The organism is Bradyrhizobium zhanjiangense, from assembly GCF_004114935.1.
GTDB classification, from domain to species: Bacteria; Pseudomonadota; Alphaproteobacteria; order Rhizobiales; family Xanthobacteraceae; genus Bradyrhizobium; species Bradyrhizobium zhanjiangense.
The window spans coordinates 2718510-2740088 of the sequence record NZ_CP022221.1; the positions used below are offsets into that span (position 1 = coordinate 2718510).

The 21579-nt window shown below is 57.3% G+C and carries 16 protein-coding genes; 9 read left to right on the plus strand and 7 right to left on the minus strand.

Annotated elements, in window-relative coordinates; translation table 11 throughout:
• Position 1: 1 nt before the first annotated feature.
• Complete coding sequence (locus XH85_RS12760; protein ID WP_128932092.1) at positions 2-1558, minus strand: ABC transporter substrate-binding protein; 1557 nt, start codon at positions 1556-1558, stop codon at positions 2-4.
• A 240-nt stretch (positions 1559-1798) separates the two neighbouring features.
• Between XH85_RS12760 and XH85_RS12765 the strand changes: the two genes are divergently transcribed.
• Together XH85_RS12765 and phnF are read left to right on the plus strand one after the other, a co-directional pair.
• Complete coding sequence (locus tag XH85_RS12765) at positions 1799-3298, plus strand: alkaline phosphatase family protein (RefSeq protein WP_128932093.1); 1500 nt, start codon at positions 1799-1801, stop codon at positions 3296-3298.
• 19 nt (positions 3299-3317) lie between these two features.
• Positions 3318-4118: a phosphonate metabolism transcriptional regulator PhnF gene (phnF, locus tag XH85_RS12770; RefSeq protein ID WP_128932094.1), complete on the plus strand. Its 801-nt coding sequence runs from the start codon at positions 3318-3320 to the stop codon at positions 4116-4118.
• A 266-nt stretch (positions 4119-4384) separates the two neighbouring features.
• Here phnF and XH85_RS12775 read toward each other — a convergent pair whose 3' ends face one another.
• Positions 4385-5155: a phosphocholine cytidylyltransferase family protein gene (locus tag XH85_RS12775; protein WP_128937240.1), complete on the minus strand. Its 771-nt coding sequence runs from the start codon at positions 5153-5155 to the stop codon at positions 4385-4387.
• 311 nt (positions 5156-5466) lie between these two features.
• Positions 5467-6324 (minus strand): phosphoenolpyruvate mutase, encoded by an 858-nt coding sequence (gene aepX / locus XH85_RS12780; protein WP_128937241.1) that lies wholly within the window; start codon positions 6322-6324, stop codon positions 5467-5469.
• Between the two features lie 594 nt (positions 6325-6918).
• Between aepX and XH85_RS12785 the strand changes: the two genes are divergently transcribed.
• The 4 genes from XH85_RS12785 (at position 6919) to XH85_RS12800 (ending at position 14614) form a co-directional block, all read left to right on the plus strand.
• A complete protein-coding gene (locus XH85_RS12785; protein ID WP_128932095.1) occupies positions 6919-7131 on the plus strand; it encodes a response regulator transcription factor in 213 nt (70 codons plus the stop codon).
• Positions 7132-8575: 1444 nt separating this feature from the next.
• Positions 8576-10438 (plus strand): alpha,alpha-trehalose-phosphate synthase (UDP-forming), encoded by a 1863-nt coding sequence (locus tag XH85_RS12790; protein ID WP_245474051.1) that lies wholly within the window; start codon positions 8576-8578, stop codon positions 10436-10438.
• Between the two features lie 1123 nt (positions 10439-11561).
• Positions 11562-13682 (plus strand): prolyl oligopeptidase family serine peptidase, encoded by a 2121-nt coding sequence (locus tag XH85_RS12795; protein WP_128932096.1) that lies wholly within the window; start codon positions 11562-11564, stop codon positions 13680-13682.
• Positions 13683-14407: 725 nt separating this feature from the next.
• Positions 14408-14614, plus strand: a complete 207-nt coding sequence (locus tag XH85_RS12800; RefSeq protein WP_276339588.1) for a cold-shock protein — start codon at positions 14408-14410, stop codon at positions 14612-14614.
• A 545-nt stretch (positions 14615-15159) separates the two neighbouring features.
• On the opposite strand, the gene XH85_RS12805 is transcribed toward XH85_RS12800, so the two are convergent.
• From XH85_RS12805 to XH85_RS12815, 3 genes are all read right to left on the minus strand, one after another.
• On the minus strand, positions 15160-15387 hold the full coding sequence (locus XH85_RS12805) for an MATE family efflux transporter (protein WP_128932097.1): 228 nt from the start codon (positions 15385-15387) through the stop codon (positions 15160-15162).
• A 430-nt stretch (positions 15388-15817) separates the two neighbouring features.
• Complete coding sequence (locus tag XH85_RS12810) at positions 15818-15997, minus strand: hypothetical protein (protein ID WP_128932098.1); 180 nt, start codon at positions 15995-15997, stop codon at positions 15818-15820.
• 202 nt (positions 15998-16199) lie between these two features.
• Positions 16200-17531, minus strand: coding sequence for a hypothetical protein (locus tag XH85_RS12815; RefSeq protein WP_128932099.1), 1332 nt, complete (start codon positions 17529-17531; stop codon positions 16200-16202).
• Positions 17532-18125: 594 nt separating this feature from the next.
• Here XH85_RS12815 and XH85_RS12820 point away from each other — a divergent pair.
• The 3 genes from XH85_RS12820 to XH85_RS12830 all read left to right on the plus strand — a co-directional run bounded on the left by XH85_RS12820 (position 18126) and on the right by XH85_RS12830 (position 20699).
• The gene (locus XH85_RS12820) at positions 18126-18692 is read left to right on the plus strand and encodes a hypothetical protein (RefSeq protein WP_128932100.1); all 567 of its coding nucleotides are present in this window, start codon (positions 18126-18128) and stop codon (positions 18690-18692) included.
• A gap of 9 nt (positions 18693-18701) precedes the next feature.
• Positions 18702-19454: a M23 family metallopeptidase gene (locus XH85_RS12825; protein ID WP_128932101.1), complete on the plus strand. Its 753-nt coding sequence runs from the start codon at positions 18702-18704 to the stop codon at positions 19452-19454.
• Positions 19455-19592: 138 nt separating this feature from the next.
• Positions 19593-20699 (plus strand): GH25 family lysozyme, encoded by a 1107-nt coding sequence (locus tag XH85_RS12830; RefSeq protein WP_128932102.1) that lies wholly within the window; start codon positions 19593-19595, stop codon positions 20697-20699.
• Between the two features lie 44 nt (positions 20700-20743).
• On the opposite strand, the gene XH85_RS12835 is transcribed toward XH85_RS12830, so the two are convergent.
• Positions 20744-21571, minus strand: coding sequence for a caspase family protein (locus XH85_RS12835; protein ID WP_128932103.1), 828 nt, complete (start codon positions 21569-21571; stop codon positions 20744-20746).
• Positions 21572-21579 lie beyond the last annotated feature (8 nt).

The window sequence follows — 21579 nt, forward strand, 5'->3', positions numbered from 1 at the left end:
GCTAGGCGTTGATTGCGCCTGGCCGAAAATCCATCAAACCGGTTGCCGTCGGTGTCCACTTGATGTTGGCGCGCTTTCCAAAGAACTCGCCAAGCGAATGGAGCACCGTTCCTGGTGGATCAATCTCGTCGAATATGTCGAGCATCTCTTGATAGGCGGCTCGCCTTTGGGCCGGGTCCTGCGCCGTCAGCAAGCTCGTCTCCAGCACATTAAATCTGTCGTTCCGCCAATACCCGCCCCTCTGAAAGTTGCTCTGAGACCCCCAGCGCGAGACGAGCGATGCGGTAGGGTCGGGGTAGTATGTTCCATCGGACGAGTTGTTCACACCGCGGCCCAGACGGTCTTCCACCTGGGACCAATTCTCTTTCATTTGGATATCGACGTTCAGGCCGACAGCCCTCCACATTGCTGCGATGGCTTGAGTTTCGATAAGCTCGGCCGTGTAATAGTTGCCGACCGTTTTGAAAGGAATTGCTGCCCCGTTATAACCGGCTTCGGCAAGAAGTCGCTTCGCCTCTTCCGGGTTGTACCGTGGGATTGGCCGGTCAGGATTGTAGAGAGCGCCGTAAGCAAGGTGTTGATGGGAGGGCGGCACACTTATGCGCTTGCGCCAGATACTATTGACAATGGTCTGCCTGTCGATCGCCAGATTCATGGCGCGTCTGATGCGCGGATCCCGCAGCACCTCGTTCGTGGTCGAATCATAGACCAGCGTGCGGAAGGACATCGTGTCGCCTCCAACCACGTCCAATCGATTGTCCGCGGCGAGGATATCGAACTGATCCGGCGCTACGGTTGTGATGATGTCGAAGTCGCCAGCGCGAAGGCCGGCGACGCGTGCCGCCGGCTCCCGCACCATCCGAAACTCGATCCCCTTCAGCGGCGGCCTTCCACCCCAGTACCCGTCATGCGCCTCGAGGCGTATGTAGCGGTTTTCGACGGCCTCAACGACCCGGTACGGCCCCGCCGCTATGGGAGCCCTGGCCCATTGATCGAATGTCGCCGCCTTCAGATAGGCCGATTTCGAGACGATGCCGGCTCCATAGGAGGTCAGGCGTTTGACAAAAACAGGATCGGGCACCTTGGTCCTGAACTCGACAGTATGTCGATCAGTTGCCCGCACCGCGCTCATCGACGGAAAGCTGATCTGGCCAACGCCATAACCCGGACTGTCCTTTGCCAGCATACGCTCCGCACCGAAAGTAAATGCGACGTCCTCTGCCGTTAACTCTTCACCATCGTGGAATCGAACCCCTTTCCGCAAAGACACGCGATATGTGGTGCTGTCGAGAGCCTCCATGCTTTCAGCCAACATCGGCCGAATCTGCCCGTCCCGTTGATAGTCGATTGCAAAGAGCTTGTCGTAAATACTCTCGAGCACCCGGAAGCTCACGAGCGCCGTAGCACGGGGATGGAGCGGATCGAGCTCGACGCGCAGATCCTGCATTGCAATCCGCAGTGCCGTTCGGTCAGCGTCTTGGCCAAAGACAGAGGTCGATGGGAGCAAGCCCAGCCCACCGATTAGTTTGAGAACCTCGCGTCGGGTGGAGTTATTCATGACATAACCCTTAGTTGCATAGTGATCGATGCGGCGCCCTTTGTGGACGACGCAGTATCGAGTGCTCACGCTTGGACGAGCGGATCGCATTGTTTTTGTGAGAAGCGGCTCGCGTGTCGGAGATATAATTCACACCATGTGACACCATCATGACAGGCCTAGGTGCCTAGGTAGCTCTGGACAAGGAGGCCGCCACTCCCGTAGGTTGAGGCTCCGGAATCGGAGCTGGAAGGTGGCCGAATGAAATTTGTAATTGTCGTTCTGGATGGCCTTCGTCCTGACCAGTTAGACGAAGCAGTTACGCCCAATCTCGCCGAGCTGTCCAAAATCGGCCTTCGACTTGCCCGCCATACCTCATCTTTTCCTAGTGAGACGCGGGTTTCATCGGCCGCGCTGGCCATGGGCGGACATAGCTCGGCCCACGGAATCATCGGCAACCGTTTTTTGGCGAACGGTCGGTCGATTGACGGATCTTCGCTTTCGTCGCTCCTGACGCTCGGCAGCGAACGCGGTGGCGTCCTCACCGCCACTGCGATCGGCGAAGTCTTGGCGGCGCATGGCCGTGCGATGCTGTCGATCGGATCTCAGTCGCAGGGCTCTTTTGGACTTTCGAGCTGGGGGAGTTGGCAGGCAGGTGCGCCGGCGTTTTGGGTTCATGACCCATTAAAGTTCAGTAATAGCGCGGCCGTTCGCCGGATTGCGCCAAGCTTTCCGATGCTCCCTCCCGACGAGGGGCCCGCGCGTGCTACCATCGAGCGCGTCGTCGATTTATTCTTCTCGTTCCTCAAGGAAGAAACCCTTCCAGAGGTCAGCCTGCTCTGGTTTTCCGAGCCGGACGTTACATATCATATGTTCGGTCTTGATCATCCGACCGCGCGTGAGGTGCTCCACGAGGTCGATCGGCAAGTTGGGCGTATTTTCGCTTGGTGGAGCGAGAAAGGAGCGCGGGAAGGAGTTCAGCTTATTGCTGCATCCGATCACGGACACGCCATCATTGGAGAAAAGGTCTCCGTGTTGAAACATCTGCAGCGGTCGGGATTCAAGATAGGATACGAACTCACGCCCGGCGTAGACGCCGCAATAACGGCTCAACGGGTTGTCAACATTTGGGCCCGGGACAGAGAGAGGCATCTTCTGGCAGAGTTGTATCACAGCCTGTCGAAGGAGCCATGGTTTGGCGTTGCTTTTTCACGTAAGGCTTCCGATGGCTCCCCACTCGTCGCGAGCACCCTCCCGCTTTCCGCTGTCATGGCCGAACACGAACGAAGTGCGGACCTGTCGTTTGTTCTCGCCGATTGCGGCGCGGCTAATCGGAGCGCTTCGCCCGATGCCGTGTACTACGATGGGACCTATCCGATCGGCGTTGGTATGCACGGAGGGCTTTCGGCGCACGAGCTGTCTTCATTATGCATCCTTGCTGGCGATGCCTTTAGAAGCGGAGTTGTTGCCACCCCAACCAGCATCGTTGATCTGGTACCGACGATCCTTTCCAGCTTGGGACTGCCGCTACCATCGACGGTGCACGGCCGTATCATCGATGAAGCTTTGCAAGATCGCGAGGACGGAGATCAGTATGATGTCGAAGATGCGAGCGTCTCAATTGCCTGTTCAGCGCGCCGGTCAACTGTCTTCCGGGAGCTTTACCGACAACGTCTTTATCTGAGGGGAGCGGCCGTAACCCGGCTTGCGCAACCGAAGAATGATAAACCTGACGCGGATCCGACGGAATTGAGAGCCTGAACCACGGACCATTTGACTTATGTATCAAGGAAAGCGCTGGGAGTTTGTTCGGTCGAACATCGAAGAAGCCATTGCCTCGAGCCGATTTCGGCCAGGCGAAAAACTTCCGAACGACGTAGAGCTTGCTCTCGAATATGGTGTCAACCGGCACACCGTAAGATACGCCATTCGGGCACTCGAGCAGGAAGGACTGTTACGTGTCGAGCAGGGGAGAGGCACCTTCGTTGTCGAACATCCAACACCCTATCTGCTCTCCCCTCAAACCCGGCTGACCGATAATCTCATCTCGCAAGGCCGCCTGGCGCGTCGTAAGATCCTGTTTGCTGCAACGATCAAGGCAGACGAGCGGCTCGCCCGCTACCTCGACTTGCAAGCTCGAGACGATGTGCTGCGCATCGACACGCTGAGCTATCAGGACGAGATCCCAATCGTCATTGCGCATAGCTACTTTCCGGCGAAACGCACTCCCGGACTGCTGGACAAATTCTCTGGCGTCAACTCGATCTCGACTGCTCTCAGGCGCATCGGAATTGACGACTACTCGCAACAGTGGGTGACGATAAGCGCACGTCTGCCCTCTGCGCAGGAGGCGCGCCTGCTTGGAATGTCCACTTCGGCGCCGGTCTTCGTCAAAGAGAGCCTTGACTGCTCCGGCCGTATTCCGATCAAATTTGGCGAGAATGTCCTGTGCGCGCCAAGAATCAGCTTCAGGTTCGACTTTAGAGAGATTAGGTCCGCGGAGCAGTCGCTTGCAGGAAAGCCTCGATCCGGAAAAGCGCAAGCGAGGAAATCGAAATCATCTGCCTCTTTGAAGGTCTAGGTACCGTCGCATTCCTGCGGTCAAAGCGGCTGGAAGCGAAATAGCAATTTCGCTACTACCATTGCTTGTGGGGGGCACGTTTCATGCCGGGGCGAGCCGCTCGCGTTTTCCCGAGGCAATAACCGGCCGCGTTGGTTGCGGCCCCCATCCGGCTTGTGGGTCTTGGCATCGTTACGCGGGCCGGTGTCAGAGGCAGCCGCGAAGGTTGTGAGGCGGAGCGTCAAACCTTCCGTGATCGTCGTGAACCTCGCCCCTGCGCGGTTGGATCAAACGTCAGCTTTTGCGAAAATGCGCTCGGCGACACGCAGATCGTCCGCGTCATCGATTTCGTACCACCTGAGGTCATCGCATCTCACCGCGGCAAGCTGCAGGCCTTGTGTTTCCACGAGAAAGGAAAGTAGCTCCTCGGTATAGGCCCGGGTAGCTCCGGCCTTGATCATATCGTCTAGGGCCGGAACGACCTCTGTCCGCAGAGTAGACGCGGACAGCCGTAGCAGGTTCATCGTCTTGTAAAGAGGCGGACCATCCGCGATGAGATTTCTCGCTGTTTGTTTCAAACGAAATTCTGAAATGAAGCCAAGATCGGACAACAGGACCGCTGATCCCTGCATCAGCTGATCGAAGGGAGCGACAGCAGCCGCGTCGGGCGCTTCACTGATGAGCAGCTGCCGCAATACATTTTCCTCGAAGAAGACGTCGCCCTCAAGAAGGAAGTGGTCCCCGGAAGCGAGCGCGTCTCGCGCCAGCCATAGCGAATAGGCGCTGCCAGTACGATCGTAAACGGAGGATTCGACATATTTGACGTCAAGCCTGCCAAAGCGGCCACCGCAGCTATCTTTGATCGCCTCTTTGCGATACCCGACAACAATCGTTACCTGTTCGACGCCGACACGGTCAAGGATATGTAGCGCGTTGTGCAGGATGGGAGTGCCGTTAACTTGAACAAGGGATTTCGGGGTTAGATCCGTTAGCGGCCGCAGACGAGAGCCAACGCCAGCGGCAAGAATGAGAGCATTCTTGGGAGCATTCACTGGCATTTCATTCGCTTTCTTTAATCCCGCGACTAACTCCGTGAGCATCGCGAGCGTCCTGTTCTGCCGTTCGGCACCGCAGACCTGTCTAGATCGTCCCGGAGATCGAAAGGGGTAGGTCGTCACCCACGTGCATCATCCGCTGTGTGGATTGCCTACCACCTGGCGAGGGGAAGCTGTTTAGTGCTGTGCAAAGCTTCTCCGGCATTATAGGTCGACTGCCTGTTGGTTGACGCTTAGAGCGAGACCGCCGAGAGGGGCACATCGGAGGACTTTCGAAGAAGGGGACGTTATGTGATGAACCCTCTCAGCATGGACTAGCGAGGCTGCAGATATCGCTTTTCGGCCGCGGCGAGCTCGTCATACCTCAGAAGCTCGAATATCTCGCTGAGCGGGGCGATATGGGATTCAATGCCGGCAACGCCCTCTTGAGCTGCGATACTATCGCAGATGCGCCGCATTGCAGCTGCCGCAGCTCGCAAGGAGTGATTGGCCCAGACGACCGTGGAGATCCCCGCATCACGAAAGGTTGACACTGGTGTTCGATAGTACGTCGTCGGAACAATCACAACGGGTAGCCGGTTCCGCCACTCGCTGACAAACGAAAGCATTTCGTAAGCGGTACTTTTTCGCGAGTGGATCAAGATTGCATCGGCGCCTGCCTCGGCATAGGCATGAGCACGCGAGATGGCTTCATTCAATCCATGTCCAGCGATCAGCGCTTCGATCCTAGCCACGAGAACAACGTGTTCAGCGACCGTGTCCTTCACGGCCCGCAGACGACCGGAGAATTCATCGATATCGGCGAGCGGATGCCGCTCATCAATGAGCGAGTTCAGCTTCGGGAAGCAGCTGTCCTCAAGCGAGACGCCCGCCGCGCCAGCCTGATAAAGTTTGCGTGCGAGGAGGCGAGCATTGTTGAAATTGCCGAAGCCCCCATCACCGTCAACGAGCACAGGTAGCTCGGTTGAGTCCACTATGCGTTCGACGCTCTGGACGAGCTGGGTCCATGAAGCTTCACTGGCATCCCGATAGCCGAGCGAGCTGGCAATCGACAGGCCAGACGCCCAGAGCCCCTTGAATCCCGAGCGCTGGGCGATCGTGGCAGACAGGCCATCATGCGCTTCCATCAGAAACGACAGATCATCATTCGAGCACACCTGGGCACGAAGCATTTCGACTGGCGACGGCTGTGCGCATTGACGACCTGCGGTAGGCCGAACGGCTTGTGGTTGATACTGCATGCCTAAATCCTGGAAGCCGATCGTCGACTAGCGACAACGTCACTGTTCATATCTTTTTGGGGGAATGTCGATCAATGACCAGCGTTGGTAGTTTATTGGGGCGTAAAAGCTTGCATGATCGCCATAGGGTTGGCGCCGAACGCTAGCCTGTCGTTATGGTCGGATGAGCGTCGAGCCGACACGCTGGAAAGGAAAACTTTGGTGCAAATGAAAGATCTGGGCTCGCGAGCCGCGTGCTACGACCCTTCACAGAGCATTCAGCCCTGGCGGGAGGAGCGCCTAGTCAAAGGGTGATATCCAGCTCTCACAGATGTTGAAATATCGACTGCTACGATTGTCGTAAATGCTGCTATTGCGTCGCGACATATGTCGCAATCCCGTCGTGAGGGCTGCAGTTCGATGGCAGTCTCCCGAGAATGGACCGGCAATCTCCCAAGAACTTGTCCTGCCGCGAGAGTTTGCGTGTGCCACTGAGTGGCATGGCACTTGCTGATCTCGTTCTTGTCCTCTCGGCAGGAGAAATTCATGGCGGATGCGCAAGAAGTTGTGCTGTCGGAACGGGAAAAACAGTGTTTGCGATGGGTGGAGAAGGGGAAGTCATCCTGGGCCATCGGAGTCATCCTGGACGTGAGCGTGAACACCGTCAACTTTCATATCAAGAATGCGATGCGAAAGCTGGAAACGATCAGCCGCACCCAGTGCGTTGTCAAGGCGCGGCGTCTGGGTCTTCTTGACTAACGGCCGCAGTTTCGTTGCCGCTGAAGAGGGCGTGCGTCTATTTCGTCGCCGATTGTCACGGGGCGCCGTGGACCACTAGTGAGGTGAGATCACCGCCGCATAACGCTCTTGAAAGCTCGACCGCGAGTCGGATCCCTATGTCGACGTTGTGATCGGTCCGTTCCCCCTGCTGCGGATGCGGCGGGGCCGTATGCGTCTCGCAAGAAGAGAGGTGATCGTAGCGGCTTAGGTACTGAAGTCGTGCTCATCGGAACGGCGGGTAGATGGCCTAGGCCGCACACGAAGACGGCGGTCATAGTTCGTAAACACAGTTCCAAAAGCGTGCGTCTGGTAGACGTTGTTGCACCATACGCTAGCGCTCTGCGCGCTCAACCAAGTGCGGGCGATCCTCACAAGCGTAGCTAGCAGAATGAACTACCCTTTCGCGGACTGGTAATGCGAAGGTTGCGTTTCCCGATAATCTAGATGATTCGAGTCGTAAGCTGGATATGTTTGCGGCGGGGGCCGCGATCCGGGTATTTCTGGAAAGGCACGCGACACGAAGTCGATATGACTGAGTTGGACCACGACCAGAGGGCGTCATCGATGATTTCGAAACTTGGCAGTATCGGGACGGCGTTGAGGAGGATTCGGGGCACGCAACACAGCTCATATACATCTCCATGAGGTGGGTACGACGCGTACGGAGCATTAACGACGCACGCCCCCGTTAAACTGGTCAAACATTCGAGCTGCAATTTCGCTGTCGCATAGCGGGGAGCCGGCGGTATTGTTTGTGCCGCCGCCAGAGCATCAAGCCGACCACATCGGAGGTATCCTCCTCACGGTATGAAAGGGGCATGTCATGGAAGGGGATCGTATCACCACACAGGGCCGCAACGCTGATAGAGCCAAGCTCGTGGCCGCGGCAGCTTGAAAGTAGCTTCTCTGCAGGTTTCTACCTCGTATCGGATGCGCGATGATGCGCCACGCGCGGACGACGCCAGGAGCCCTATGACGGCCGTCTATATCGTACTGTCGCGATGCCGGAGCAGGCGGCCGATGTTGGCGAGCAAGATCTGCGACATCCAGAGGACTGACTACTCCATAGACTCGTCAATGCGCGCTCGCGCCATTCAAATGGTGCCGATCAGGACGGTGACTTCGCCACAGCGCCCCAATCTTCCTAGCGTCGAGGCCCATTGTGCGTCGCCGGCTACGACGAGCAACGCTCGGCTTGCACTCATCAAATCGATGAAGCCAAACGTCGTCTTGCCTTAGTCCGACAAATTCTCGCCGCATCCGCCACGATCGCCTTGAAGTCCTGGTTGGATGTGCAATCCGACCATTTTGCTCGACTGGTCAGCTTTCCGAAAGCTAGACCTGCCATCGTGGCGTAGTGGAGATATCTCGGGGCTGATGTACGACTGCATCGAACGTAAACATCGCCAAAGGGAGTTACGAGATGGTTCGAATCCATGACGCGCTCGACACCGCAACGTTGGATTCCAGCAGCACATCCGGCGCGACCCAGCAAGATGAAACCTTAGGCCAAGCGGCCTTCGCCTTGCACCTCGACGAGATACCGTTGGAGCAGGAGCGAGAAGGAGGTGCAGGTCCTTCCCATGCTGTTGCGTCGGGCGACGCGGAGCATCGCTCGGTAAACCAGCAACCCGACATGAAGCTGGTCGTCATTTCGAACCGCATTGCGCCGTTCGACCCCAATAAACCCCAGACCGGCGGGCTTGCCGCGGGTCTCGAGCCGGTGGTGGAACGTTCCGGCGCGGTTTGGATAGGATCTTCGGAGACCCGCGGCGACGGGATCGAGCGGCCCCTGCCACTGGTGCCGACTGGTGCAGGCCACGTCGCCAGGCTCGATCTGCCGGCCACGGACCATGCTGGCTACTATCGAGGTTATTCGAATTCAACGTTGTGGCCGGCATTGCACTCCTTGCCGGACCGGATGTCGGGCTCGGAAGAGGATTATGGCAGCTATCGCAGGATCAACGACTTCATCGCGCGCGCGGCTTTCGATGTACGAGATAGGGACGCATTCTGGGTGCATGATTATCATTTGCTCCCGCTCGGGGGCGATCTGCATAACATCGGCGTCGAGCGGCCGACCGGCTTCTTTCTGCACACGCCATGGCCAACGCCCGACATGATAGAGCGCGTACCCAATTATCGCGAACTGATGAAGTCGATGCTGGAATACGATCTGCTCGGCTTTCAGACTAACCGGGATCTGAACAATTTCTTGGCCTGCCTGCGAACCTATTTCGGGCTGGACAGCAAGGATGGCGTCGTGACCACGGAGCGTGGCCAGACGCGACTGCAAAAATTCCCAATCGGTATCGATCCCAGGCAATTCGCAGAGTATCTTGCGGCAGAGCTCTCGCCCGCAGAGCAAGAAAAAATCTCGTCATTATTGCAAAACTTCGAGGGCGCCAAGTTTGCGATCGGCGTCGACCGGCTCGACTACACGAAAGGCATCGACAAACGCGTCGAAGCGTTTAACCAGCTCCTGGCGGCCGAGCCGGGCAGCATCTCGCTGTTGCAGATCGCGCCGTCCTCACGCGCCGACGTCGACGAGTATCGAAAGTACAAGGAGGACGTGGAGAATGCGATCAACCATGTCAATGCCCAGCATGGCACAGAGGAGTGGAGGCCGATCCACTACACGAATGAGCCGTTCAGCCAGGCTGCACTCGCGCGTCTTTACCGCGCGGCACATGTATGTGTCGTCACGCCGCTGCGCGATGGCATGAATCTCGTAGCGAAAGAATATGTTGCTGCCCAAGATCCGAAGGATCCCGGCGTTCTGGTATTATCGAAGTTTGCTGGGGCGGCTGAAGACTTCAACGAGGACGAGGCGCTGCTGGTGGATCCAAACCATCCCGAAGAAATCGCAGCCGCTATTTCGAAAGCGGCCAATATGCCGCTTGAGGAGCGTGTCAGGCGCTGGCGGTCGATGATGGATAAGATTGAATCCTATACCATCCACGACTGGTCGGCGGACTACCTCCGGGAGCTGGACAAGAGCCGCATCACCGTTCCGGCTGATCAGTTCCACCATCTCGGTCTCGGCTGGACAAACGAGGCTCAAATGCCCCTGTATCAAAATTATGCCGCGGCGCTGACCGCCTATAACGAGATCGATCCCGCTGATGCCGCTTTGAAGGAGGCTGCTTATGCACACGTGAAGTCAGCCTTTGTGGCTTTAGCGGCTCCACTGAAGCATACACAGGATAGACTCTGGGATCTGCCGGCGCCGACAGCTTCACGCGATGGTCATGGCGGACAAGAGCTCGTTGCCCGCGAGGACTGACCGCGAAAAGCATAGCTTATAGCAGGACGGAGGAGCAATCCAGGCTTTGGCGCTGACGCAGTTCTTGCGGGCGGCGCAGGGCCGCACGAAATCAAGACATGACGCGAGTGGTCGATGATCGGAAGGGGGCGATACAGTCTATCTCTAAACGACGCCGATTGCGAGTGGTGGCGGCGCCAGTCGGCGCGCTGCCGCCCGTTGATCGCTCCGCCCCGGAAAGCGCCGCTTGCTCTGGGGCCGCAACAGTTGCAGTGAGGGTTGCACTAGCCTTGAACCAGCCCGGATGATCCGACAGCAGCGGGCATTCTCTCGATCGAAAATCTCGCCCTTGATCTTCTTTGTGTAATAGGGCTTCGATGAGGACCACGGCTCGTGCGTCGGTCCCCGCGGGGGTGGGTCAGGATCGTTTAAGCTGGACCGTAGCTCCCTCAATTGCTGCTGATGCCCAGCTTCATTTTCGCCCTTTTGCGCCAAAGAACCTGATCTGGTGCTTGTACCTGTTGTTGATTGCTGGCTCAATTTCAAGACGTGTTGGAACGTAGGCGGTTCTTAGGGCGCTTTTACTCTCCTCGTCTCGACCGCAATCCTCTCGGCAATCAGTCAACGAACCGATCTTTCGGCGTGACTAGTGGGTTTCGCGAGGAAAAAGCTCGTCCAAATCACAACGCTTGCAGTCAACGAGTCAGAGGTCGCCATGCATACCACCCTTGCCGATGTCGATCTGGCTGCTGAACAATGCGCTGCTCTTCGTGGGGATGGTACCCGTCGACAAGTCTGCCCGGTGACGCCAGCGAGAAGGGACAAGCTCATATGCGGAGGAAGGCAGCATCGCTGCATTCCGGGTTTTTGCCACTGAAGATCAAAAACGCGGCGCTGTCTGGCAGGCGGTTCGCCGACACGCTGTGATGTCCGCTTGGCAACTAATGTCGGCAACCGAACAGGGTCGTGCAGCAACGAACGGCTGAAACTTGCGACTCTTTAGCCGGCACGCAGCTTGCAGTGAGGGGACGCGACATAGCGCAAGCCGCGACGCTACGTCATGCGCTTGCGTGCTTTCCGCCGCTTCTGCTTGACGCTCCGCGGCCTGCGAGCGTGGCCGCTCGACCTCAGCCGGAGCAAATCCATGAAGACATCACTCCTCGTCGCCGCGCTGATTTCGATTGCCTGCTTCATCTCCACGACGATTTCACAGGAGCGAACCGATGTGGCTCTGACTGATGATCCATTCCGTTGGCTCGAGGAGATCGAAGGGCCAGCCGCAGTGGCTTGGGTTCGCGCCGAGAACGAGAAGACGCTCGGGGTGCTTCAATCAGATCCCAGCTATCGGCACTTCTACGAACGGGCGCTCTCTATCCTGCAGAAGGATCGCATCGCAGATATTCCATTGGAAGGGCGCGGTTTGGAGCATTTCTGGCAAGACGAGAACCAGGTGCGCGGCGTCTGGCGGCGCACCACGCGTGAGAGCGATCGTAGCCAAGCCCCAAAGTGGGAAGCCATCCTCGACGTGGACGCCTTGGCCGTCGCCGAGAACAGAAATTGGGTCTATCGAGGTGCCAGCTGCCTTCCGCCTGAAGAGCGCCTCTGCCTAATTAGTCTTTCCGATGGCGGCAAGGATGCCGTGTCCATACGAGAGTTCGATCGCACCGCGAAGACCTTCGTTGCGGACGGCTTTTATCTCCCCGAGGGCAAGCAGGACGTCAGCTGGGTCGATGGTGACACACTCCTTGTTGCACGGGGCTGGGGCGAGGGGACCTTGACGCAAGCCGGCTACCCCTTTGTGGTGAAGGAGCTCAAACGCGCTCAGTCGCTCAGTGAGGCTCGCGAGATCTTTCGTGGCGAGCCCACCGACAGTGAGACGCAGCCCCTCGTGCTTCGTGACAGCGAGGGTCATATTCATGCGATCGGCGCGGTCCGCGCAATCAGCTCTTTCGAGTCCGAATATGTGGTCTTCTGCACCGATGGGCCCGTCAAGCTCAATCTGCCGAAGAAGGCCGAGATCGTCACGCTCGCGTGCGGCCGTCTGCTTGTGAAACTTGACGAGGACTGGGCGCCGTCCGAGGACAACCGCTTCACGGCGGGCTCGGTGATCTCGTATGGCCTCGACGAATGGAAGCAGGATCCGCTGCGCGCCAAAGCCTCGCTTGTCTTTCAACCCGGGCCCCGCCAGGCCCTGAGCGGGTTAACCGCCACAAAGAATTTTTTGATCCTGACGATCCTTGAGAACGTTCAGAGCAAAGCGTTCGTTTATGAGCACGCTCAGGGAGCTTGGTCCGCGACGCCCATCCCGCTGCCGGAACATACAGGTGTCAGCCTGTCAGTTACCTACGATGAAGCGGACCGGGCCATGTTTACCGTCTCGAGCTATCTCGGACCAACGTCAGTCTGGTATTTTGATGCCGAAAGCAAAAGGCTTGAGGAATTGAAGAAGACACCGTCTGCCTTCGATGCTTCCAACAATCTCGTGGAGCAGCTCGAAGCCACTTCGCGTGATGGCACATCAATTCCGTATTTTCTGGTGCGGCCCAAGAACACAAGGTTTGACGGCACGATCCCGACGCTTCTCTATGGCTATGGCGGTTTCCAGGAGTCGCTTCTGCCCTCTGATGTGGGGCCGGGGGGACGGCTCTGGCTCGAACAGGGCAATGCCTATGTCGTTGCGAACCTGCGCGGAGGCGGCGAGTTTGGCCCGCAATGGCATCAAGCCGCCCAGGGGGCAACGAAGCAGACGACATGGGATGATTTCATTGCCGTTGCCGAGGACCTGATCCGCCGCAAGATCACGAATCCACGCCGGCTTGGAATCATTGGCGGCAGCCAGGGTGGCCTCCTCGTTGGCGCGGCAATCACCCAACGTCCCGAGCTCTTCAACGCGGCGATCATCGAGGTGCCGCTGCTTGACATGCTTCGATACACCAAACTGGGCGCGTGCGCCTACTGGATCGGCGAGTACGGTGACCCCGCCATTGCCGAACAGCGTGCGTGGATCGAACGCTATTCGCCCTACCAGAAGCTGGTGGCGGGCAAGACCTATCCTGTTCCCTTAATTCTTACCTCCACCAAGGATGACCGCGTGCATCCAGCGCACGGCCGCAAAGCTGCCGCGAAGCTCGCCGCGCTGGGCCAGCCTTACCTTTATTACGAGAACATCAACGGAGGACACAGCGCCGCGGCCAATCTCATGGAACATGCGCGTCAACTGGCCCTTGAATACACCTATGCATCGAGGCAGCTTTGTTCTGAGTAAAGCCGGCGGACGGGCTGATCGAAGCAGATAAAATGGAGACCATTGGTTGTCTCAACGTCTTCACGGTGCTCAGCTGAATTCGTCGAAGCCAAGGCGAGAGGCTGAAGAGCCGCCGGCGGCACGACGAAGTTCGTCAGATACGCAAGTTACCGTTTTGAACAGGCTACCGTTGCCGAGCGGGTTTTCCGGCTTCCCAAATACAACATGACGAGCGGATAACTTGCCGAATGCGCTTCCCTCAGGATTGTCTCGTCAGACCCATTCGATCGACAGGGCGCGACGTGCGGTTAACATTCGAAGACGAACAGTCAAAGCGGAGCCCTGCGGGCGCCTTCGTAGCATGTCAGGGAGCTTCAATGCAGGCATGCGAGCATTGATAATCCTGCTCGACGCTGCGCAAAGGAGTTCACGACCGCCCTGTTGTTCAACGTCGAAACCATCCGCCGGCTCTGGATGAGCGTGGCATGTTCGAGGCTCCGCAAGTCTTCTGTAAGCCGGTCGCGCGCGACGAGTGAAGCGAAGGTCAAAACGCCATTTGGGCTGAAGACTTGAGGCGAAGTGTCCTCGACGTCAGGACGATTTTGTCGCTTGCACAATGCGCCCGCAGTTAGACCACGCGATAAAAACGAGCACGTGACCAGCGCAGCGACTCGTCTCTTGCCGACCCTCTTGATGGCCGGGAGACTCTTCGCTAGATCACAACGGTTCACTATGGAGATGCCGCCGTGGCAATGGGTATTGTGAAGTGGTTCAACTCGACCAAAGGTTATGGGTTCATCAGGCCTGAGGACGGAAGTGCCGACGTCTTCGTGCACATCAGTGCCGTCGAAAAAGCCGGCTATACCACCCTCGAAGAGGGGGCCCGGGTAAGTTATCAGCTCAAGGCTGGGCGTACGGGTAAGATGTCAGCTGAGGATCTCCGGGTTGGCTGATCTGACCCCGCCTCCGGAAACTGCTCCCTGCAAGCGTGTTCTCGCACCTGTCGGACAATGCCTTGTGACGGCGTGCCGGGCGTTTGGCCTTTCGACGGTCGGAGTCGGCGGCCTCGCGGACCGGATCGCGCCGGCCCGGCGCGGTCTTACAATCAGGATCATCGGGGTATCCGAAAGGGCTTCTTCCGCCCAACGTTCAATGAGCCGCCAACATGCAAACTCCGATCACGATCGATCAGAACTATCAGGATCGGCGAGGCGACGGCCGAATCTCGCTCCAACGATAGGCCAATCCAGAAACCGACGGCGCCGAGGCAAGTTTTCAGGCCGAGCACGTAACTGAGCGAAAGCCCAATCAGCCAGTAAGCGATGCCAGCAAAGAGGAGCTGCACGCATGTGTCCTTTAAGCCGCGAAGGCCGCCAGCCGCGATGTTTGGACGGCATCAGTCATGAAGAAGCTCGCGCCAACAAGGATGAGAGTTGCAGTCAGCTTGATCGTGGCGTCAGCGTTGCTGGTCAATTGGCCGACGAACAGCTCGGCGATTTCAAATCGTGCCGACCACCGCAATCGTAGCAATCGCCGCGATCAGGATTTCGAGCAGCACGGCGGCAGCACCTGCTCGCCTGATGCCGGATAGATCGTTGCGGCCGAGTGCGTGTCCGACGCGTACGCTCACCGTCATCCCGATGCAGAAGGGAATCATGAAAAGAGCAGTTGCGACCTGGAAGGCAATCTGATGGGCGGCAACGGCCGTGGTGCTGATCATACCCATCAGAAGCCTTGCTCAATCATGGAGCCCGACATCCCGCGCCTCATCCGTCTTCACCGGACCCGCCTCGGGCGTCACATGCAGCACCCAGAGCTTGCCTTCGCGTCTGAAGTCCTCTTTGCGAATCTGGATCATTTCGCCCACGCGAGCAAACTAGCTGGCTATTCACGATCCTCACCGGGTTGGAGGTAAGGCAAACGACTGCTCCACCCCCCGTCGGCTTGTACTCAGGCGTCGACCAAAGATGCTTCCAAACGCCTTAATCTCACGCTAGCCGGCCTCGACAACGTCGATTGGCATGAAGAGGAAAAGCCCGAATATTTCGATATCGGCAGAGCATTCGGGCGAGGATAGCGGCACTTGCCGCGTGCACTTGTAAACCCAAGCCGCGACGACGCCCACGACCGGCTTCGCTGGGTCGGGCTCCGCAACCTCAATTACAGGGGCGCCAAATTGAACAGCAGAAACGGCAGCGGCCGCCTTTGGATTTTGCCGCTTTGCTCTCATTGGCAATCTCATCCTCGATGACGATAGTCCAGCTTTCCGCGCGTCGGACGGCGAACAAAGAACCAACCGCGCCCAGCGGAGCGCCAATAGCGCTGCGTCGATACATTGTTCTTCTCCCATTACCCGCCATTGGCTGGCACTACCGCCAGCCAACCGTTACCATCACTGCGACTGATTTCCCGTGACTAGGATGGCTATCCGATTGTGGCCGTACGTAATTGCGGATGCCCTTGCACATCGCAAAGCAATCGCGCACTTTTCGCAGCGACAAGCCAATGGCAGCGTCGCCGCCTGCTTGACGCAAGCAACTACTTCCCTTTGGTCACCGCATCCAGCGAATCCTTTAGCTTCTTCAGACTATCCTCGGAGGATGCAGTTTTGACTGCGCCAGCAAAGGTCAGCATTTTCGAGACGGTTCCCCAAAGATCGACCTGACCGCTATCATCGACGATCTTCGAAAAATCGCCAGTCATGGCCTTGTAGCCATTCAGTTGCGTTGAAGTGTCGCCAGCGTCAGCAAGCTGATCGTACATAGTCGCCGTCTTCAATGCGGCGAGAATGCCGCCTTCGAAATGGCCCCATACGGCACGGTAGCATCGCCTGAACTGGGCGCTTGGCAATCCATCGGCACCGCGAGCGTACATTGCCGAATAGGGTTGCGGGCAGGCTTCTTGTATCGGCTTCGACTTCAAATCGAGTGAGTCGCCTTTCACGGCGGCGATCTGTTCAGCGAAAGTCCCGGTCAACGAGAGCCGCTTGGCAAAGAGAAAATCCGAGCCTGTTCGTCCCAAACCAACTCCGGCTTCGCGGAGCTTGTCTTGGTTTGATGAATTCTTGAGGAAAGTCTGAATGGCTTGCTTCTTTTCAAACTCGTCAGCAAGATTCGCAAAGCTGACAAGAATTGGCTCGACAAAGCCTACGATGGCTCCGGCAAACGAGCCAATCGGTCCGAAAAGGCTCAGTTGCTCCGGCCCTATCGCTACGGCGGCGGCTTGCGGGCCCGTTGGAGGCGGTTCAGGAATCTTCTCACCAAAGTAGGCAATATCGAACTCCCTGAAATCGGCTTCGCAGCTCTTCTTTATCTTCATCCGATCGGCATCCGTAATCTTCGGCTGGGCGGACACCGAAACCTGGTAGTTCGCGAATAGCATTTTGAACGCGGAAAAGATATCGTCCGCCTTGCTGGGCGCGGCGAGAGCCTGCAGCTGCCCGGCAACTGCAGTCAGATAATTCTGCTGCGCGACTGTGCTGAGGTGGTCGATCGTAACCGACGCGCCACTGTCACGACCGGACATGCCCTTTACCACCTCTATCTTTTCGGCGCGGAAGCTGCACAGAAGGGCAGCCTCATTCAATCCGTCAAGTGATAATGTTTCATTCGGATCTGTAGTTCGCGCCTTGCCGGGATCGGAAGGAAATGCCGCCAGCAGCTTTTTTGTCAGTTGCTGCCTGACAAATTCCAGACGCGCTGCGTTGCGTTCGTTCTGAATCGCCTCCTCGCTTGACACCGCGAGCGCGTTCAACGCCGTAACAAACGCCGCATAACTACTGGGTTTATCGGCGCCTTGCACCTCCAAAGGATAGCAAAGCAACAAAGCCGTGATTCCAAGTACACCAAATTTCGTTAGTACCGCTTGCATATTTACCCCCTTCATTGCGAGTTGTTAAGCGACGTCGGCCCCTTTTAGGGGGGACGGTCGATTGATTCTCTCTTCTGCGGCGCGCCAGACGCGCCGCCGGTTCGTCAATTACTATGTTGGTCCTTTGCAGCGGCCGGGACTGCCTTCTGCAGTAAGACCTCTCCAGTTTCGATCAGCGCATCGAGGAAGCTTCGCAAGCCGCGCAGCTGCAATCTTTGTAAATCAAGTAACACTGGCCCGAGGATCTGCTACGCTCGTTGCCGAAAACCGAGTTTTCCCGCTGTTCGCAGAAAATGGACTCTTAGCCAAGAAAGAAGGCGGACATCATCATATGTTCAGGCCGCCGCTTCAGTAAATCAAATTGTTGCAGGCTCCGCGATCGAGTCGACTTGCTTCTTTGGTATACGGTGGTATCGTGGCATGCACACAACCATTGCCACCTTGAATTTGATAGACGTCCAAATCTCGGGACGTGGCCCTGACGCCCCAGTGCTACGTGGGTATTCCGTATTTAATAAAACCGAGGCCCAAAATCTGCAAAACGCGCAAACATCTGGTAGCACATAGGGCTTGCGTTGCTTGTGATGGAGCAAAATGAAACCAACCTGCAAATTCGCTCTTGTTCTCTCTGTTGGTGCGCCGTTTCTGGTTGGAATCGACGATTCTGCTTGGGCACAATCGCGCCTAACAGTAAATCGCGATGATCCCGCTTTGGTGCAATTCAGGCAGCAGCCTGCCGCCGCAGCACCTACGGGTGCGGCCACGCTGGAAATCCCCGTTCTTGGCCTGCTAGCTGCACCGGGCGCTCCCGCTCCGGCCGCGCCACCGCTACTCGTGACCGACCCTGCTCGGGACGCGGGCTGGTACAATCTGATTTACGAACGCGGCAACGTGAAGATCACCATCAATGGCGATCTGTCGTATCAAAATCTTCCCGCAGCGGCCCAATTACCGAGCGCACCAGCCGAACAATATACGGTGGCGAGCGCGGACGATCTCTCCGAGCCGGTGTCGGCTCAAGTCGTACTGTATCGCTTTCCGAACATCCCTTACGTCATCGATGTCTATTGCAAGACGGCTGCGGTATACGAGCAATGCCGCTCCGAGCAACAACTTCGAGCCTTGATTTCCAGTGTTGGTCTTTTGTCCGCGCCTCAATAGGTTTCGCCCATGAAGGCTAATCGATTCTTTATATTATTCCTGCTGCTCGCAACGCCCGCGCTCGGCGACGACTTCAAATATCATGCACCTGGTACACTCACTACGCCTGCTGCGGGACAAGGACACACTGGTCGTTTGATTTACGCACCTGATATCCTGTTTCCGGTGAAGCTTGGCGATGGCGAAAAATCCGTCATCAACTCACAGGTATACAGCCCGGGAGGGATGAACGGCGGTCCCGGCGGACAATGCGCTGCCGTCAACTACACTATGCCATGGTCGGATGTGTTCTGCGAAAAGCGTACATGGAACATGCCGCTTTGCCCGACCGGAAAGGGACATCAAGGCGTCGATATACGTCCGTCCACGTGCAAAAACGCCGAATCAACGGCTGTTGCCGTTGAAAACGGGACAATAATCGACACCGACGCTGATGTTTCGATGATCAAGCTTCGTGGCGACTCAGGCCGTGTGTACAGATATCTTCATCTCGATCCGCCATCATTCATGGTATCGACAAGGGATCGGGTCAACAAGGGAGATCCGCTGGGTAAAATATCGAATCTTATGAACGGCGCCCATCAGACGACATGGCATTTGCATTTCGATATCCAGGCACGCGTTACATCTGCCTCTGGCGCCGCGGTCGTTTTTGTCCCTCCCTATAGTTCACTGGTTGCCGCTTATCGCCGGCTCAAGGGCATTCCGCCAACGGATTCGAACGGTATGCTGAATAAGGACCCCGCCCGCGAACTCGATTGAGCGACTGCTGCCTAGCTAGCATGCGATCGTCCCAACGTTGAAAGATCCACCGGTTTTCTTTCATTGCCGCGCCCTTATTTGGACAGGCCATCGCATTTCTCCCGCGCCTGCTGCTATTAACAGATCCGGATAACGACCATGGCAAAGAGCATTATCGCGGCATCCGCCTTGCTGATGATCGCAGTTTTTAGCTCTACCGTAGCTCTCGGACAGGATGACAACTCGGACGAGGTCAATCCTGCTTCGCTTCGCCGGTTCTGGCTGGGCGTACCGGCCGAACCTCAAGCTGCAGCGGCGCCTTATTTGCTCACCAGCCAAGAACAAGATAGGTTTGGCGGCACGTTCGGCATCGATCTGTCGCACTGGAGCTTCGACATCGACAACACTCCGGCGAATTGCAGGACGCAACAACGATATACCGATCCCGCATGCTCCTGCACAATCAATTGGCAGGAAATCTCAGACAATAAGCTGCTGCACGTCTACAGTAAGGCAACCGATGGCAGCAGCCTCGACCTTTCCTTCGCCCGCGTATGGTCTGATCTGGAGTCAAGGCATGCGTCCGGGAAGCTGTTCCGCGGCGCCTTTCACTTTCTCCGTCCCGGCGTTGATCCAAGACTGCAAGCCGACGTCTTCCTACGCGCTGTAGGCGCTGTCGACGGCAAAAAGCCGGATCAATTGCCTCCGGCACTGGATATCGAGTGGTCGAACAAACAGATATTGCCGGGCACCGAGGACTTCAACAAATGCCCCGAGAACAGGCGTACGCAGAGCGACCAGGGAAGGCACTATTGCGATATGTGGTACACAATGCAGCCGCAGGACATTGCCGCGATGGCCAAGGAATGGATCGATCGGGTCGAGACCGCCACCGGACGGAAGGTCGTCATCTACACAAATCCCAAGGCATGGTGGAATCCCGTCATGGATCGGCATGGCGATGCCCTGCTCACGTCCAGGGCGGTTTGGACTTCGCGCTATACTTCGTCAGGACCTAAATACAACCCAAACTGGACCGCAGAAGGCGGCAGCCGGGAATGGAAAATGGCGCCTTTGCCACGAGGTGCCTCGTATCCGCAGAACGACTACACCATGCCACACCTCTGGCAATTCACCGAAAGCGGCCGCCTGCTCTCGAATGTGTTCACCTGCGCCGGGCGGTCAGAACAAAGGGACCTCGACATGAGTTGGGTGCCGATTAGCGGCCCCAAGTTTCTCTCGGTTTTCGGAGTCGGCGCTAGATAGCAGTGGGCGCTTAGCCACCGTCCGCCCAACCCGCTCGATACGATTCAGCGCGGCGCCGATTGGGCGCTTAAATTCAGCATCGCAAATTGGGGCGTCTGTGTCGTCTCTTCCTCCAGGCGGGGAATGAATATCTTCTTGCTGGCGTCCGTTGCGATATCTTCCCAGCGAACATCTGCGACTTGAATCACCATCTTGCTGTCGATCGCGCGCAGCAGCTGATTGGTGAAAAATCCGCCGATTTGCAGCCCCGAATTCATGTACCAGGAGAACTCGCCAGGCGTCGATCCCGACATCATCAACGTGCCGCTGTATTGCAGGAAGAGGCGGCGAAACGCGGCCTTGCGGCTCGGTCTTACGCCGGCAGCTGCGGGCCCCACCGCCTGCTCAGGTAACTCGATCTGCCGATTGCAAGTGTCGGCAATCGCGATAACGAGACGCGGTGGCGTCGTCGAACCGGCAGGCGGCTTCAACACGAGGTTGGCCACGCCCGCCAGTTCGGCACGATCCGGATCCTGGGTTCGCCGGCAATCAAACTCGGGAAACTGCGTCTGCGTGTTAACGCGACGAAATCCATGACCTGAGTAATAGAAGACCACCGTGTCGTCGGCCTGCACCGGTAAGGCCTTCACGGCCTTCACGATCGACGGGCAGTTGAAGGCAGCATCCTTGACCTCCGTCACGACAATGTTCAGTTCTCCCTCGGTTTGCGCCTGTTGGAGAAAATTCCGCATCTTCCTAAGATTTTCGGTGATCCCGACCCCGATTGTGGGGTCGGTCGTGTCCCCAACGAGGACGGCATGGATCGTCTGGGCTGAAGCGTTCGCCGCCAACAAGCACCAGCACACCGTAATCAAAACGACCATTCGCGTCATCGATTCCC